Annotated in this window: 18 protein-coding genes; 12 read left to right on the top strand and 6 right to left on the bottom strand. The window is 61.6% G+C overall.

Annotated elements, in window-relative coordinates; all coding sequences use genetic code 11:
- The first annotated feature begins 26 nt into the window (after nt 1–26).
- The gene (locus ACQUQO_RS08940) at nt 27–269 is read left to right on the top strand and encodes a hypothetical protein (protein WP_435077637.1); all 243 of its coding nucleotides are present in this window, start codon (nt 27–29) and stop codon (nt 267–269) included.
- On the opposite strand, the gene ACQUQO_RS08945 is transcribed toward ACQUQO_RS08940, so the two are convergent.
- Entirely contained in the window at nt 211–912 is a 702-nt protein-coding gene (locus ACQUQO_RS08945; protein ID WP_435077638.1) for an HNH endonuclease, read from the bottom strand. The genes ACQUQO_RS08940 and ACQUQO_RS08945 overlap by 59 nt on opposite strands.
- A gap of 83 nt (nt 913–995) precedes the next feature.
- Between ACQUQO_RS08945 and ACQUQO_RS08950 the strand changes: the two genes are divergently transcribed.
- Nucleotides 996–1,301, top strand: a complete 306-nt coding sequence (locus ACQUQO_RS08950) for a hypothetical protein (protein WP_435077639.1) — start codon at nt 996–998, stop codon at nt 1,299–1,301.
- Nucleotides 1,302–1,344: 43 nt separating this feature from the next.
- Here the strand turns inward: ACQUQO_RS08950 and ACQUQO_RS08955 are convergent, their stop codons facing one another.
- On the bottom strand, nt 1,345–2,247 hold the full coding sequence (locus ACQUQO_RS08955) for an MBL fold metallo-hydrolase (RefSeq protein WP_435077640.1): 903 nt from the start codon (nt 2,245–2,247) through the stop codon (nt 1,345–1,347).
- Between the two features lie 80 nt (nt 2,248–2,327).
- Between ACQUQO_RS08955 and serS the strand changes: the two genes are divergently transcribed.
- On the top strand, nt 2,328–3,683 hold the full coding sequence (serS, locus tag ACQUQO_RS08960) for a serine--tRNA ligase (protein WP_435077641.1): 1,356 nt from the start codon (nt 2,328–2,330) through the stop codon (nt 3,681–3,683).
- Here the strand turns inward: serS and ACQUQO_RS08965 are convergent, their stop codons facing one another.
- A complete protein-coding gene (locus tag ACQUQO_RS08965; protein WP_435077642.1) occupies nt 3,684–4,004 on the bottom strand; it encodes a nuclear transport factor 2 family protein in 321 nt (106 codons plus the stop codon).
- An 85-nt stretch (nt 4,005–4,089) separates the two neighbouring features.
- On the opposite strand from ACQUQO_RS08965, the gene ACQUQO_RS08970 reads away from it, so the two are divergent.
- Together ACQUQO_RS08970 and ACQUQO_RS08975 are read left to right on the top strand one after the other, a co-directional pair.
- Nucleotides 4,090–5,109, top strand: a complete 1,020-nt coding sequence (locus ACQUQO_RS08970; protein ID WP_435077644.1) for a hypothetical protein — start codon at nt 4,090–4,092, stop codon at nt 5,107–5,109.
- On the top strand, nt 5,106–5,612 hold the full coding sequence (locus tag ACQUQO_RS08975; RefSeq protein ID WP_435077645.1) for an FxLYD domain-containing protein: 507 nt from the start codon (nt 5,106–5,108) through the stop codon (nt 5,610–5,612). Before ACQUQO_RS08970 ends, ACQUQO_RS08975 begins: the two co-directional genes overlap by 4 nt.
- On the opposite strand, the gene ACQUQO_RS08980 is transcribed toward ACQUQO_RS08975, so the two are convergent.
- A complete protein-coding gene (locus ACQUQO_RS08980; protein WP_435077646.1) occupies nt 5,613–5,855 on the bottom strand; it encodes a ferredoxin in 243 nt (80 codons plus the stop codon).
- Nucleotides 5,856–5,903: 48 nt separating this feature from the next.
- Here ACQUQO_RS08980 and ACQUQO_RS08985 point away from each other — a divergent pair, with 48 nt between their 5' ends.
- From ACQUQO_RS08985 to ACQUQO_RS09000, 4 genes are all read left to right on the top strand, one after another.
- Nucleotides 5,904–7,217, top strand: coding sequence for a hypothetical protein (locus ACQUQO_RS08985; protein ID WP_435077647.1), 1,314 nt, complete (start codon nt 5,904–5,906; stop codon nt 7,215–7,217).
- Nucleotides 7,218–7,295: 78 nt separating this feature from the next.
- Nucleotides 7,296–9,527: an ATP-dependent DNA helicase gene (locus ACQUQO_RS08990; RefSeq protein ID WP_435077648.1), complete on the top strand. Its 2,232-nt coding sequence runs from the start codon at nt 7,296–7,298 to the stop codon at nt 9,525–9,527.
- A 31-nt stretch (nt 9,528–9,558) separates the two neighbouring features.
- Nucleotides 9,559–10,056: a KEOPS complex subunit Cgi121 gene (gene cgi121 / locus ACQUQO_RS08995; protein ID WP_435077649.1), complete on the top strand. Its 498-nt coding sequence runs from the start codon at nt 9,559–9,561 to the stop codon at nt 10,054–10,056.
- Between the two features lie 127 nt (nt 10,057–10,183).
- A complete protein-coding gene (locus ACQUQO_RS09000; protein WP_435077650.1) occupies nt 10,184–10,729 on the top strand; it encodes an HD domain-containing protein in 546 nt (181 codons plus the stop codon).
- A 120-nt stretch (nt 10,730–10,849) separates the two neighbouring features.
- Here the strand turns inward: ACQUQO_RS09000 and ACQUQO_RS09005 are convergent, their stop codons facing one another.
- On the bottom strand, nt 10,850–10,993 hold the full coding sequence (locus tag ACQUQO_RS09005; RefSeq protein ID WP_435077651.1) for a hypothetical protein: 144 nt from the start codon (nt 10,991–10,993) through the stop codon (nt 10,850–10,852).
- Nucleotides 10,994–11,017: 24 nt separating this feature from the next.
- Between ACQUQO_RS09005 and ACQUQO_RS09010 the strand changes: the two genes are divergently transcribed.
- A complete protein-coding gene (locus tag ACQUQO_RS09010; RefSeq protein ID WP_435077652.1) occupies nt 11,018–11,863 on the top strand; it encodes an alpha/beta fold hydrolase in 846 nt (281 codons plus the stop codon).
- Here the strand turns inward: ACQUQO_RS09010 and ACQUQO_RS09015 are convergent.
- Nucleotides 11,860–12,435, bottom strand: a complete 576-nt coding sequence (locus tag ACQUQO_RS09015; protein WP_435077653.1) for a MaoC family dehydratase — start codon at nt 12,433–12,435, stop codon at nt 11,860–11,862. The genes ACQUQO_RS09010 and ACQUQO_RS09015 overlap by 4 nt on opposite strands.
- Nucleotides 12,436–12,654: 219 nt before the next feature.
- Here ACQUQO_RS09015 and ACQUQO_RS09020 point away from each other — a divergent pair, with 219 nt between their 5' ends.
- Together ACQUQO_RS09020 and ACQUQO_RS09025 are read left to right on the top strand one after the other, a co-directional pair.
- Nucleotides 12,655–12,963 carry an AbrB/MazE/SpoVT family DNA-binding domain-containing protein gene (locus tag ACQUQO_RS09020; protein WP_435077654.1) on the top strand — a complete coding sequence of 103 codons (309 nt, stop codon included), beginning with the start codon at nt 12,655–12,657 and terminating at the stop codon, nt 12,961–12,963.
- Entirely contained in the window at nt 12,960–13,628 is a 669-nt protein-coding gene (locus ACQUQO_RS09025; protein WP_435077655.1) for a hypothetical protein, read from the top strand. Before ACQUQO_RS09020 ends, ACQUQO_RS09025 begins: the two co-directional genes overlap by 4 nt.
- Nucleotides 13,629–13,649: the final 21 nt, after the last annotated feature.

A 13,649-nucleotide genomic window follows, 5' to 3' on the forward strand; every position in this document is an offset into this window, starting at 1 on the left:
GGCTGGCCGGAATCGTGATCGTATCGATGAACGACCACGAACGTCCGCAGGACTGTCTCGACACCGAAACCGTCACCTACGGCGGCGACGATTTCGAGTTTATCGGCCACTGGCGCACGGACTACGTCGAACTCCACGGCGAATGCGTGGTGTGTGGGCGCGAACTCAAGCGTATTTATTCCTTCTCCAGTGTCGAGGAAGGAAGCGGTCTCACCGTTCCCACCAATCCAAATGACGGGTATTGTGTTCCCGCAGACGACCACCCATAGCTGCGGAATCGATGGGTAGCTCGATACGTTCGCCAGCGCGGTCGAGCAGCGTCCGCCGAAGCAGGTCGCTGTCGGTCTCGAACTCCGGGCTGACTCGGAGCCGACACGACTCATCGAGTGTAAATAGCCCTGCATCGAACGCCGCGTGGTGGGTCTTGCTCAGGCACAACACGTTCGCCGGCTCGGTTCGATACTCCGGAAAATCGCTCCACGGAAGCACGTGCGCCACGTCGAGCAGGCGGTCGTGGTCCACGCCGGAGACCGGACAGGTATGGTCGTATCGGTCGAGAATCCCGATTCTGAACGCTGCCGGCAACGAGCGCGCAGCAACTGTCGTTTCGTAGGTCTCGGCCGTGTACTCCACCGTCGATTCGCCCTCGGCTGCCTCGGCAGTGGTTTCGGTGTCCATATCGAGTGCCTCGATTCGATACACACCGCTTCCGAGAAACTTCAATTCGTCGCGGTCGCGCAGTTGCTGGAGTATCTGCCTGAGTTTCGCCTTCAAATGCTGGTTGTCCGGAAATTCCTCACGGAGTGTCGGCAGGGACTGCTCGTACAACTCACTCAGCTCGGCCACATCGTAGCCCGTCTGTGTCTCGTATCGAGCGAGTTCTCGGCGGACGACCTCCTGCCATCGGGACATTGCTGCCAGAAAAACAGATCGAGTGAGCGAAAGCGTTTCGATGTCACACAATACCGTTGTTGATAGAGCATTCGATGATAGATGTGAACTCGCTCGTCGGCGACTGGGACCTAGAAGACGAGGATGAACGAACGAGACGCTTCGTGAGCCGTCGTAGTGGCTACGAATTACGCACATCGAAATTCGAGACCGATGAAAATTTCGTGCTACTGGCTGACCACGAGACACACGAAACGATGTCGGAAGTCGAGGTCAGCAGCGAGGACGAAGAGGGGGCAGCAGTGCTCATGCTCATGGGAGCGACATCGCACCCCGAGGTATCCGACGACGTAGCCAAAGCGGTAGATGAGGCATCCGGAATGAATGAGCGTATTTTCGAATCGGATTAAATCAGCGAATTCCAGAGACAGGACGGGGATAAATTCGGCAAATCTACCGCTGGTCGAGATATGCGAGCACGCCCCGGACGTTCAGACGCTCCTCGGCGCTGGCCTTGCGCTCGGACCACGTATCGGCCATCTCGCTCCGCTCGACGAAGTGCTCGATGACCGCTTCATCATCGTCGAGTTCGGCGCGTTGCTCCTCGATGTCGTCGACCCACTCCTCAAGCACCCGTGCGTACTCATCCATCAGCGCGTCGTCGTACTCCCGGGGACCGAAGTGGCCGAAACAGAGCACATCCGGACTGATGTCCCGAATCGTCTCGATGTCGTCGAGGCAGGCTTCGAGGTCGAAGTTTGAGGGCGGCGAGGTCTGGCGAATCGTCTCGATTTCCGGCACCCAGATGCCCGCCGCGTCGGCAGTGAACAGGGCGTCGTTTGTGCGGTCGTGGAACATCACCTGATGGGGGGCGTGGCCCGGTGCGTGGTGGACGTCGAGGATGTGATTGCCGCAGTCGATTGCGTCGCCGTCGCTCACCCCTTCGATGCGCTCTTCGGGGACGGGCTTCGGCTCGGCGTAGAACTCCCATTGGCTCTCGACGGCCGCCTTGGTGCCCGCGACCAGCCGTTCGGGGTCGACGAGGTGGGGGACGCCGATGTCGTGGGTCATGACTGTGGCGTTCGGACAGGCGTCGGCGAGATAGCCCGCTCCGCCCGCGTGGTCGAGGTGGACGTGGGTGGGGAGGATGTACGCCAGTTCGTCGCGGGCGATGCCGACCTCGGCGAGCGCGTCGAGGATGTTCTCGTACCGAGTACCGATGCCGGTATCGATAAGTGCAGGTTCGTCGGCGTTGAGGATGTAGACCGCACCGTACTCGGGTGTGTCGTACATTCCGGTATCGACGTAGTGGAGGTCCGGACAGCCATCGACTGCGAAGACGTCACCGATTGCCATACCTCTCGCCACGTCGAGCGCCGTGAAAAACCTCCCGTCGAACAATAGGATTTTGACTGATGGCCGTCAATCGCCGGGAAATGCTCGACAGACAGTACCTCCGCGAGCACACCGACGAGGTGCGCGCGGCCCTCGACGCCCGCGGGGCCGACGTGGACCTCGACCGAGTGCTCGATATCGACGAACGGTGGCGCGAAGCGAAGAACCGCGGCGACGAACTCCGCCACGAGCGCAACGAGGTCTCCAGTCGCATCGGCGAACTCAAACAGGCCGGCGAAGAGACCGAAGCCAACGAGGCCATCGAACGCTCGCAGGACCTCAAAGGGGACATCGCCGACGTCGAGGAGCGCGCCGACGACCTCGAAACCCGGCTGAACGAAGCTCTCCTCGAAATCCCCCAGGTTCCCCACGAGAGCGTGCCCGAAGGCGAGGACGAATCGGACAACGTCGAGGTCCGCCGCGAGGGATTTTCGGCCCGCCGCGAGATGCCCGAAACGGTAACTCCCCACTACGAGCTCGGCGAGCGACTGGAACTCATCGATGAGGCACGCGGTGCGAAGACCACTGGCGCTGGGTTCTACTTCCTGAAGGGCGACGGCGCGCGGCTCGAACACGCACTGACCCAGTTCATGCTCGACCTCCACCGCGAACAGGGTTATCACGACGTGTTCCCGCCGGTTCCGGTGAACTCCGAATCGATGACCGGCACGGGCCAATTACCCAAATTCGCCGACGACGCCTACAAACTCGACGGCGAGGACCTCTGGCTCTGCCCGACCGCGGAGGTTCCGGTGACGAACATGTACGCCGACGACATCTTGCTTCGAGAGGACCTCCCGCTCAAGCATCAGGCCTACACGCCGAACTTCCGGCGCGAGGCGGGCGAACACGGCACCGAAACCCGCGGTATCGTCCGCGTCCACCAGTTCAACAAGGTCGAGATGGTGAACTTCGTCGAACCCGAAGAGAGCTACGAGCGACTCGATGGGCTGCTGGAGGAGGCAGAGGAGACGCTTCGTCGGTTGGGCCTGCCGTATCGTGTACTCGAAATCTGTACCGGCGACATCGGGTTCAAAGCCGCAAAACAGGTCGACCTCGAAGTCTGGGCTCCCGCCGACGATATGCCCGAGGGTCCGGCGCAGGGCGGGCGGTGGCTCGAAGTCTCCTCGGCATCCAATTTCGAGGCGTTTCAGGCCCGCCGGGCCGGCCTGCGCTACCGCCCGGAACGCCACGAGTCCGCCGAATATCTTCACACCCTCAACGCCTCGGGCGTCGCACTCCCGCGCGTGATGGTCGCCATCCTCGAATACTACCAGAACCCGGATGGCACGGTCGACATTCCCGAAGCACTCCGACCGTACATGGGCGGCCAAGAACTCATCGAGGGCCACGACCCGGTCGGCGAGAGCGCGGTCGGCGCGGGTCGCAAGGAATAGTCAGTCGGTGTAGGTCCTGAGACGGGCTATCGAGCCATTCTCGACGGTATGAACGTCGACGAACCCGAACAGGCGTTCGTCGCCATCCAGCAGGCGGCCGCGGACGGCGATTTCGTCGCCGTCGTCGTACACCCTGTCGAGTTCGTGGCCCGTCTCGGTTCGCGGGCGCTCGTCGCGCATGAACGCAACGAAGGTCTCCCGTCCCTCGAACGTTCGGTCGGGGCGCTCGTGGACGAACTCCGGCGCGAGGAGGTCCCGGAGGTCCTCGTAGCGTTTTCCGTCGATGGTCCGGTAGTACGACCGCACTGTCCGAACGTTCATGGCTAGTCTGCGAAAGCGACCGGAAAGAGCCTGCCGGCTCCACGCAGCCCGAGGACTTTTGTCGGCTACGGAACTCCCGGCGCATATGAGTGGTTCCGGCGCGAATACGGGCAACGGTCGGCTGCGGTCGTGGCTGTTGCTCACGGCCAACCGCGCCGCCATCGCCGCGCTGCTGACCGGTGGGCTGTTCGTCGTGCTCGTCGTCGCCGGCGCGGTCAACACGATCTCGTTGCGGGTGCTCATCCGACAGGGAACGCACGTCGAGCGGCTGTTCCAGTCGTTCGTCATGTCGCTCGTGACCGGCATCACGCTCGTGGTCACGCTCAACCAGCTCGTCCTCTCGCGCGAGCTGGGGCCGTTGGGCGAGCAGCGCGACCGAATGGCGGGTGCGGTCGATTTCCGTCAGGACATCGAGGAACTGACCGGCTCGGTCGCGCCGGCCGACCCCGCTTCGTTCATGCGGACGTTCATGCAACTGAGCGAAGCGCGCGCGTCGGCGCTCGAAGCGGCTGTTGACGACACCGAAAACGAGGCGCTGCGCGAGAGCGTGACCGCCCTCACCGGGCGGCTGGGCGACCACGCGGCCACCATCAGCGACCGGCTCGCCGACGCCGATTTCGGCGATTTCGACGTCATCGGCATCATCCTGAACTACGATTACTCGTGGAACATCTACGCGACGCGACGGGTCCGGTCGGCCTATGCGGACTCGCTCGACGCGGACGGCCACGACGCCTTCGACGACCTGCTCGACGTCCTCTTCCTCTTCGGCCCGGCACGCGAGCACTTCAAGACGCTGTACTTCCGGCGCGAACTGGTCGACCTCTCGCGGGACATGCTCTATACCGGCGTGCCCGCCCTCGCCGTCTCCATCATGGGGCTGCTCTATCTGAACCCGAACTCGTTCGTCGGTTCGACACTCGGCGTCGGGAACGTCGTCTTCGTCGTCAGCGCGGCCGCCGCCATCGCTTCGGCCCCGTTCTTCGTGCTCGTGGCGTACATCGTCCGTCTCGGGACGATAGCCCAGCGAACGCTCGCCATCGGTCCGTTCGTCCTCCGTGACTCACAGCGCTCTCTCGACCTCGGGGTGGACGACGACCGATGAACGACCCCGACGTACCCACGTGTTCGCTGGGCCGGCGTCGCTTCCTCGCGCTGGTCGGTACCGGCGTCGGGGGCGTCCTCGCCGGCTGTGGGGGTCGTAGCGACACCGCCGAGTACGAGGCCGGCGAGACGGTCGATTTACCCGCGGCCAACGACTCGAACGCCAGCGCGGCGGCCGCTGCGGCGGCGCGTGCCGAACTCGAAGGACACGACTACGCCGTCCCGCTCGATGCCCTCGCGCTGCGGAGCCACGAACTCGTCGTCTACGAGGACTACCGCGGCGTCGTGATTCAGGGCACCGTCGAGAACACCGGTCAGCAACGCCTCGAACTGGTCGAGGTCCGCACGCGCGTCTCCAATGCCGACGGCGAGCAGCTCGGGCGCTACCTCGACAGCACGCACGACCTCGCGGCCGGCGGGACGTGGAGTTTCGACGTCATCGTGCTCGAAAAGCCGAGCGACGTCGGTTCCTACGATATCGCCGTGCTCGGCTCGTTGGCCTGATTACGGGATTATCTGCTCGCCGTCGTCGTATATCGTGATGGCGTCGACGGGGCAGGCGCGGACGGCGAACTTGGCGTCCAACTCCGCGTCGGCGGACACCTCGCGGACGAATTCTTCCGGTTCGTCCTCCTCACCATCGACCAGCACCGCCTTGCCGGCGTCCTCGTCGCGCTCGAAGCCCTCCCACTCGGCCACACATTGAAACATGCCGATGCAGGTGTCGCGGTCGTACTCGATTCGCATACGCCCGATTCCCAGGGCGCGACCATATGGTTGACGGCGCGGGGGAATGTGGCTGTCGCGTACGGTACCGGTCTCTCCGACCATCTTGTTATAAGCCCTGAAACTCTAAAATTGGTAAATCCAATGCCCTCCAAATGCGCACTCTGCGGCGATGAAGCGAAACTTAGAGACAGTCACATCATTCCCAGATTCGTCTTCAAACACCTCAAAAAGAGCGGGGCATCACCATTCCTTCGTGGATATGAGAACCCCAACGAACGAATCCAAGATTATAACGAGAAGTTGCTGTGCCCAGACTGTGAACAGCACCTCAACAAATTCGAGAGTCCCGTTGCGGGATACATCTATCATCCATATCAACGAGAAGACTCAACCACATTCAGTCACGACGACTGGCTCCACCGGTTCCATATCTCTCTCAATTGGCGACTCATCCACTCGGACCTTTCAGAGTGGGAAAGCCTACCACAACATCAAAGAGAAGCCGTTGAGGATGCGCGAGACATCTGGCACGATATCATCCTAAACGACGCACCAGTCCACAAAGACCCGTTCACACACCACATGGTACTACTTAGCGATCTGGAATTGCGAACAGATCCGTCCGAACTCCCTGATCGATGGGAATTCTATCGAGACCGTGCGATAGACGCCACAGTCGTTCACGGCGCAAGGACGCACTACTACGTCAAACTACCCAAAATTGCGCTTATAACGTGTATTCAACCTCCTCACTTCGCCGGATTCAGTAACACAGAGATAGAGGAATCAGGTCGAATCCGAACACCCCAACGAATTCCACGCGATATCGAAAATTTTCTCGTTCAACGCGGCACACTCGTGTTAGAGCGCACAGCGTCCGAGGAGAGTCAAGAAAAGATATTGGAGCGGATGTTGGAGAACCCTGAACAAACTCTCGAATCCGACTCGTTTCGCGCTCACGCGGAAAGCATGAAGCGACAGATCGAGAATCACAATCCGCTAGACTATCTTGACCAGGAATGCGAGGTTTGCCTTACCAACCATCGCGTTATCGAATCACTTCCTGAACGCCCGGTTGAAAAAGTAGAACTGGGTGAATGGCGCGAAAATCAGGACGAGTGGGACGGCAAATCCGTTTATTTCGAACCAATCTATTTTGAAGGTAAGTTAACTCATGAGGATATGTCTAAAACGGAAACGGCAACACTCGTGTTTGGAACTGAGGAGAGCGTTGTGCAAGTTGCATTATATAGTGACGCAGGATGGGTAGTAGAGAAAGAGATTGACATGATTGACGGAAGAGACCCTATCGAGATGGCCAAACTACTACGCGAAGAAACTCACAGTGGCTACATTGAGTTCGTGAATCAGCAACAGTAGTGGTTTGTCTCCTCATACTGTTCACTTTCACCGCGCTCGGACGACAGTTTAAACCCCGAGACGGGCAGAGAGGATACAATGAACGTCTCGGAGCTGTCGGCGGTCCCGGAGTGGCTGCCCGAGCATCTGCGCGAGGAGGGCATCGAGGAGCTGTACCCTCCACAGACGGAGGCGGTCGAAGCGGGCGTCACCGACGGCCAAAGTCTAGTGGCGAGCGTGCCCACGGCATCGGGGAAGACCCTCATCGCGGAACTCGCCATGACCGCGAGCGTCGCCCGCGGTGGCACAGCCCTCTACATCGTCCCGCTGCGCGCGCTCGCCGGCGAGAAGCGCGCGGAGTTCGAGACCTTCGAGCAGTACGGACTCTCCATCGGAGTCTCGACCGGAAACTACGAGTCCGACGGCGAGTGGCTCGCCTCTTGCGATATCATCGTCGCCACCAGCGAGAAGGTCGACTCGCTCGTCAGGAACGATGCGCCGTGGATTTCACAGTTGAGCTGTGTGGTCGCCGACGAGGTCCATCTCGTCGACGACGGCCATCGCGGTCCCACGCTGGAGGTGACGCTCGCAAAACTCCGCCAGCGCAATCCTGGCCTGCAAACCGTGGCGCTGTCGGCAACTATCGGCAACCCGGAAATCCTCGCCGACTGGCTCGATGCGGAACTCGTCGATTCGACGTGGCGACCCATCGAGTTGAAGAAGGGCGTCCACTTCGGACAGGCCGTGCATTTAGAGGACGGCGCACAGCACGAACTCGCGGTCAGGGACGGCGAGAAGCCGACCGCCGCCATCGTGCGCGATACGCTCGAAGACGACGGCTCGACGCTCGTGTTCGTCAATTCCCGGCGCAACGCAGAGGCCGAGGCCCGCCGGCTCGCCGACACGGTCGAAGGAGAACTCACAGGGGAGGAACGCGAGCGCCTCGCCGACGTCGCCGCCGAAATCCGGGACGTGAGCGATACCGAGACGAGCGCGGACTTGGCGAGCACAGTAGAGGACGGTGCGGCCTTCCACCACGCGGGCCTGGCGAGCGACCACCGCGAACTGGTCGAGGAGGCCTTCCGCGAGCGCCTGCTGAAGGTGGTCTCGGCGACGCCGACGCTCGCGGCCGGCGTCAACACGCCGAGTCGTCGCGTCGTCGTCCGCGATTGGCGGCGGTATTCGGGCGAGGCCGGCGGCATGAAACCGCTCTCGACGCTCGAAGTCCACCAGATGTGCGGGCGTGCCGGCCGGCCGGGACTCGACCCATACGGGGAGTCGCTCCTTCTTGCGAAGAGCCACGACGAACTCGACGAACTGTTCGATAGGTATATCTGGACCGACCCCGAACCCGTGCGCTCGAAACTCGCCGCCGAACCCGCCCTCCGCACGCATCTGCTTGCGACCGTGGCCTCCGGGTTCGCCGGCTCGCGGTCGGGATTACTCGAATTCCTCGACCGAACCCTCTATGCGACCCAGACCACCGAAGGGGGGCGTCTCGAACGGGTCATGGATTCGATGCTCGACTATCTCGTCGCCAACGACTTCCTCGAACGCGATGGCGACGACCTCGAAGCCACGTCGCTCGGCCACACGGTCTCGAGACTCTATCTCGACCCGATGAGCGCCGCCGAAATCGTCGACGGTCTCGAAAGCGCCGACGACCGCCCGAGCGCGCTCGGACTCTTTCACCTCGTGAGTCGCACGCCGGACATGTACGAACTCTACTTGCGCTCGGGCGACCGCGAGGAGTACACCATGCTCGCCCACGAACGCGAGAGCGAGCTTTTGGGGAGCGTCCCGAGCGAGTTCGAGGAGCGCTTCGAGGACTGGCTCTCGGCGCTCAAGACCGCCAGCATGCTCGACGACTGGGCCAGCGAGTTGGACGAAAGCACGATTACCGACCGCTACGGCATCGGTCCGGGCGACCTGCGGGGGAAGGTCGACACCGCCGAGTGGCTGCTGTCGGCCGCCGAGCGCCTCGCCGGCGAACTCGGCTTGGAGTGGGCACCCGCCGTCAGGGAGGCCCGTACTCGTGTGGCCCACGGGATTCGCCCGGAACTCATCGACCTCGCGGGCGTACGCGGCGTGGGCCGTAAGCGCGCCCGCCGACTGTTCGAGAACGACATCGAGACGCGCGCGGACCTCCGCAACGCCGACAAATCCGTGGTGTTGGGTGCGCTCCGCGGGCGGACGAAGACCGCCGAGAACGTTCTCGAAAACGTCGGGCGGAGCGACCCATCGATGGCGGCTGTCGAGCCGGCGGGGTCGGTTGCGGTCGTCGGTGACGAAACGGACGGGGACGACCAGTCGAATCTCGGTGAGTTCTGATGGCCGAATCCGAGATTCAGGAGGTCCCTTGATGGAACTCGTCGAAGGGGAGGCGACGGTCGAGAATATCGAGGAGTTCGTCGACCGACTCGGGGCGATTGGCGACGAGCACGGCTGTACGGTGCAGGCCTTCGACGCGCGCTATATCGTCTCGCGCACCCATCTGGAGCGGGCACTCGCACTCGCCGACCGGGCACGCGAACGCGACGAGGCGGTCGCGCGCGAGCGCGCGGTCGAAATCCTGCTGTACGCCGCCGGCCGCCGGCAAATCGAGCAGGCGCTCGAACTCGGCGTGAGCGAGGGCGAACAACCGGTCGTCGTGCTCGTCGCTGCCGAGAACGGGGGCGCAGAGCGGGCAACGGCGAGGGAGATCGAAAACCTGCTCGACGCCGAAGACACGCTCGATTCGCTCGACGAAGAGCGCGTTCGGGCGTTTTTCGACGTTGAGGAGCGGGAACTGGCGGCGACGGACGCGGGTCTCGCGGCGCTCGTCTGCGAACGGGTCGCGTTGCTCGACGTCGAGAAATGATCGTTGCGGGTCGTGGGGGTGGTTCGTTCTCGTCCTACCAGCCCCAAGGTGGGCTGATTAGCAACGACATCTCAGGTTGTTCGTGTCAAAACGAACTTAAGAACGCATCCGCTCTCTAATCATAGAGATGAGGAATATAGAGGAAGATGAAGAGATCGAACGGGCTATTCAATATCTGGTGCATTCGTTCGAATCCTCGGGAGACAATCCGAAACCGGTGATCCTCCACAGTACAAGAGTGGGAATGAATCTTTACAACAGAGATTACGAAAAGCGTATCGTCATCTCTGGCCTTCTCCACGACCTACTAGAGGATACAGATGTCACCTCCGATGAAATCTGTTCGAAGTTCGGGAAAGAAGTTATAAATATTGTTGAATCCACTAGTTTTGACGAGAATATCGACGACTATCTCGAACGACACTACGATATTTATAAAAGATGCTTCGAAATGGGGAGAAGTGCGGTGGCTGTTAAAGCTGCGGATATCCTAGATAATAGTGATTACTACGGCTTGGGAGACTCGGAAGAACTGCAAAAGAATCAGATCGAAAAGATGGACTATTTTATTAACAAATCTGAGCCATATATCGGGGAGGAAGACATATATCGGGAACTCAATGACAAGTCTCTCGTTGTGAAAGAACGATTAAAGAAAAATGCTAACGGTTGATATTTATTTCACATTTAGGATGGGTTCCGGATGGAACCGAGTCAGCAGGTACTCCCCTGTTTACAGGGTGTAAGCAACGCCGATTCTTTTTGTAGTCGAAGGGGTGCAAGCGAGAGCAGCCTACCGGGGGTCGATAGTCACACGAGTTTCCTCGGTGTCGATGAGCAGGCGGTCGGTATCGTCGATTCGGGAGTCAGCGTGTCTCGTTTTCGCGCCAATCACGACGTGAGTTCCCACCGTCGCTCGGTGTTTGCGAACGCTCATCCGCGTGCTCCCCGAGTGGAGGGTATGAACGAGGGGCTAGCGGGCGTCGAGTCGAAACGAGTCACGGTCGAAGCCGGTTCCGAGTCGGTCGGCATCCGCTACCTGACTGCGGGCGAGGGCGACCCCGTAATCCTGCTCCACGGCATCGGACTCGATGCGGCGAGCGTCTCGTGGAAACATACCCTTCCCCATCTCGCCGAAAACCATCGAGTCATCGCGCCGGACTTTCCGGGCCACGGCGAGAGCGACGGAGCCGACGAGTACACGATGGACTCGTACATGGCTGTTCTCGATGGCCTGTTCGACGCGCTCGCCATCGAGCGGGCGAGCCTCGTCGGCATCTCGATGGGCGGGGCCGTCGCGCTCGGGCACGCGCTTGACGATGGGGAGCGAATCGAGCGCCTCGTGCTCGTCGATAGTTATGGTTTGGGCCGCGACGCGCCGTGGCGGCCCGGCGGGGCGGCGCTGCTCAACACGCCGGGATTCGACAGCTGGCTGGGTGCTGGATTGCTGAATCCGGCACTGGTCGCGGGCAGCCTCGCCGGCCTCACGGTGAACTCCTCGTCGGGATTCGTCGCCGACGTGCAGCGCGCGGTCGGGCCGACGGCGGCGCGCGCGCTCGGCACATGGCAGCGCGACGAGTTTCGTGCGTGTGGATTGCAGACGTGCTATCTCGACCGCCTCGACGAACTCGAAGCCCCGACGCTGTTGATTCACGGCCGCGAGGACCCCATCTTTCCCATCGCGTGGTCAGAGCGGGCCGCAGAGCGAATCCCGAACGGCGAGTTCGAACCGTTCGAGCGGTGTGGCCACTGGCCGCCGCGGGAGCACCCTGAAAAATTCAATCGTCTCGTGGGCGACTTTCTCTAAGGCTCGTCGAGCATGACGACCGCCTCGCCGTCGATGGCCGTCTCCTCGCCGTTTTTGATCGTGGTGCGGAGCCGATAGCGGTTCTCGCCGAGGTCCTCGACGATTTCGCACTCGGCGGTCACGCGGTCGCCAATGCTTACTGGGTTGTGGAACTCGACGTCCTGTGAGAGGTAGATGACGAGACCGGGCAGGCGCGCGAGCGCGGCGCTGATGAGGCCCGAGACGAGCGTGCCGTGGGCGATGCGCTCGCCGAACATCGTTCCTTCTGCATACTCCTCGTCGAGATGGAGCGGGTTCGTGTCGCCGCTGGCGTCGGCGAACGACCGGACATCGTCGTCGGTGAGGCGTTTCGAGAACTCGACCCTGTCGCCGACCGAGAGCGCATCGCGGCGGTCCTCGGTGAGTTCGACGGTCCACTCCGGGCGCTCCTCGCCGGCGATGACCTCCTCGTCGGTGTCGACGCCGAGTGCGGCGAGCGTGGCGCGGTTGGCCGCGAGGACGCTGTCGAGGAAGTACGTGGAGTTGCGAACCCACGCATCGGTCAGCGTGGAGGGCTTCGATTCGGAGCTCATGGGCTACCCCGTGTACGGGACCGACGTATATAAATGATTTCGACTCCCATGCAGGCGTTTTTCCCCATCTCTGGGTACTCATCCGACGATTTCGGCACATCTTCGGCAGCGACCGCGAACCACAACCCACCATCTCTGCACTCGCTATACCATCGAATGGTTATTGATGGTAACGAGCGCAATCCTTATCCGCTCTGAGGGTGTAGGTGGGGGTGAGCGATGACCGACGAAGACGACGCGACGTGGCCGCCGGCGCTGTGGGCAAAGCAGTTCCAAGAGGCCAGCGAGCAGGCCGTCGAGCAACAGACGGAGTTCGCGAAACAGATGATGAACGCCGGACAGTCGGGACCGAGCAGCCTCCCGGGAATCGCCGCCTCCAGTATGGGGACGGCGACCTTCAAGACGCGCGTCCAGAGCGGCGGACGCATCTCGATTCCCGACGCCGAACGCGAGGCGCTCGACATCGAGGAAGGCGACATCGTCCAGACGGTCGTCGTCCCGGTCAAACGCAACAGAGACCAATCATGAGTCAGTACACAACCCCAATCGAAGCGACGTTCGAAATGCAGCGCACAGTGTTGGAACAGAGCCAGCAGGCCATCGAGCAGGGCATCGACTTCCAGCAAAACGCCGGGAAGATGATGCTCTCGGGCATCGAGAGCCAACAGAACCTCCAGCGCCAGGGCGTCGAGACCGCCGAAAACGCGACCCAGAGCTACTTCGATGCGATGGAGACCGCCACGCCGGCCGGCGCGAGCGTCCGGCAGTTCCGCGAGCCGGCCGAGGAAGGATTCGCCCAGCTGAAGGACGTCCACGCCGAGAGCTTCGACCAGCTCACGAGTGCCTTCGAGCAGGGTCTCGACAGTCATGAAGAGTTCGCCGACGACTACACGGAGACGCTCGCGGAAAGCTTCGACGAGCTGTTCGAGGCCCACGAGCAGGTCCAAGAGCAGATGGTTGAGATGGTCGAGCAGGCAGCAAGCCAAAACGAGGAGCTCGCCGAGAGCTTCGAAAGCCAACTCGACGAACAGATGGAGCGCATGGCCGATATCCAAGAACAGTTCGAAGCCCAGTCCGAACAGCAGTTGGAGCAAGCGACGGAGTTCCAACAGCAGCTCCAAGAACAGGTCGAGCAGTTCCAGAGCCAGCTCGAATCCCAAGCCGAGGAGTTCGAGACGCAGGTCTCGGCCTAACGGACACACACTTTTCACACC

It is taken from the genome of Halococcus sp. AFM35 (assembly GCF_051195015.1).
GTDB lineage: Archaea > Halobacteriota > Halobacteria > Halobacteriales > Halococcaceae > Halococcus.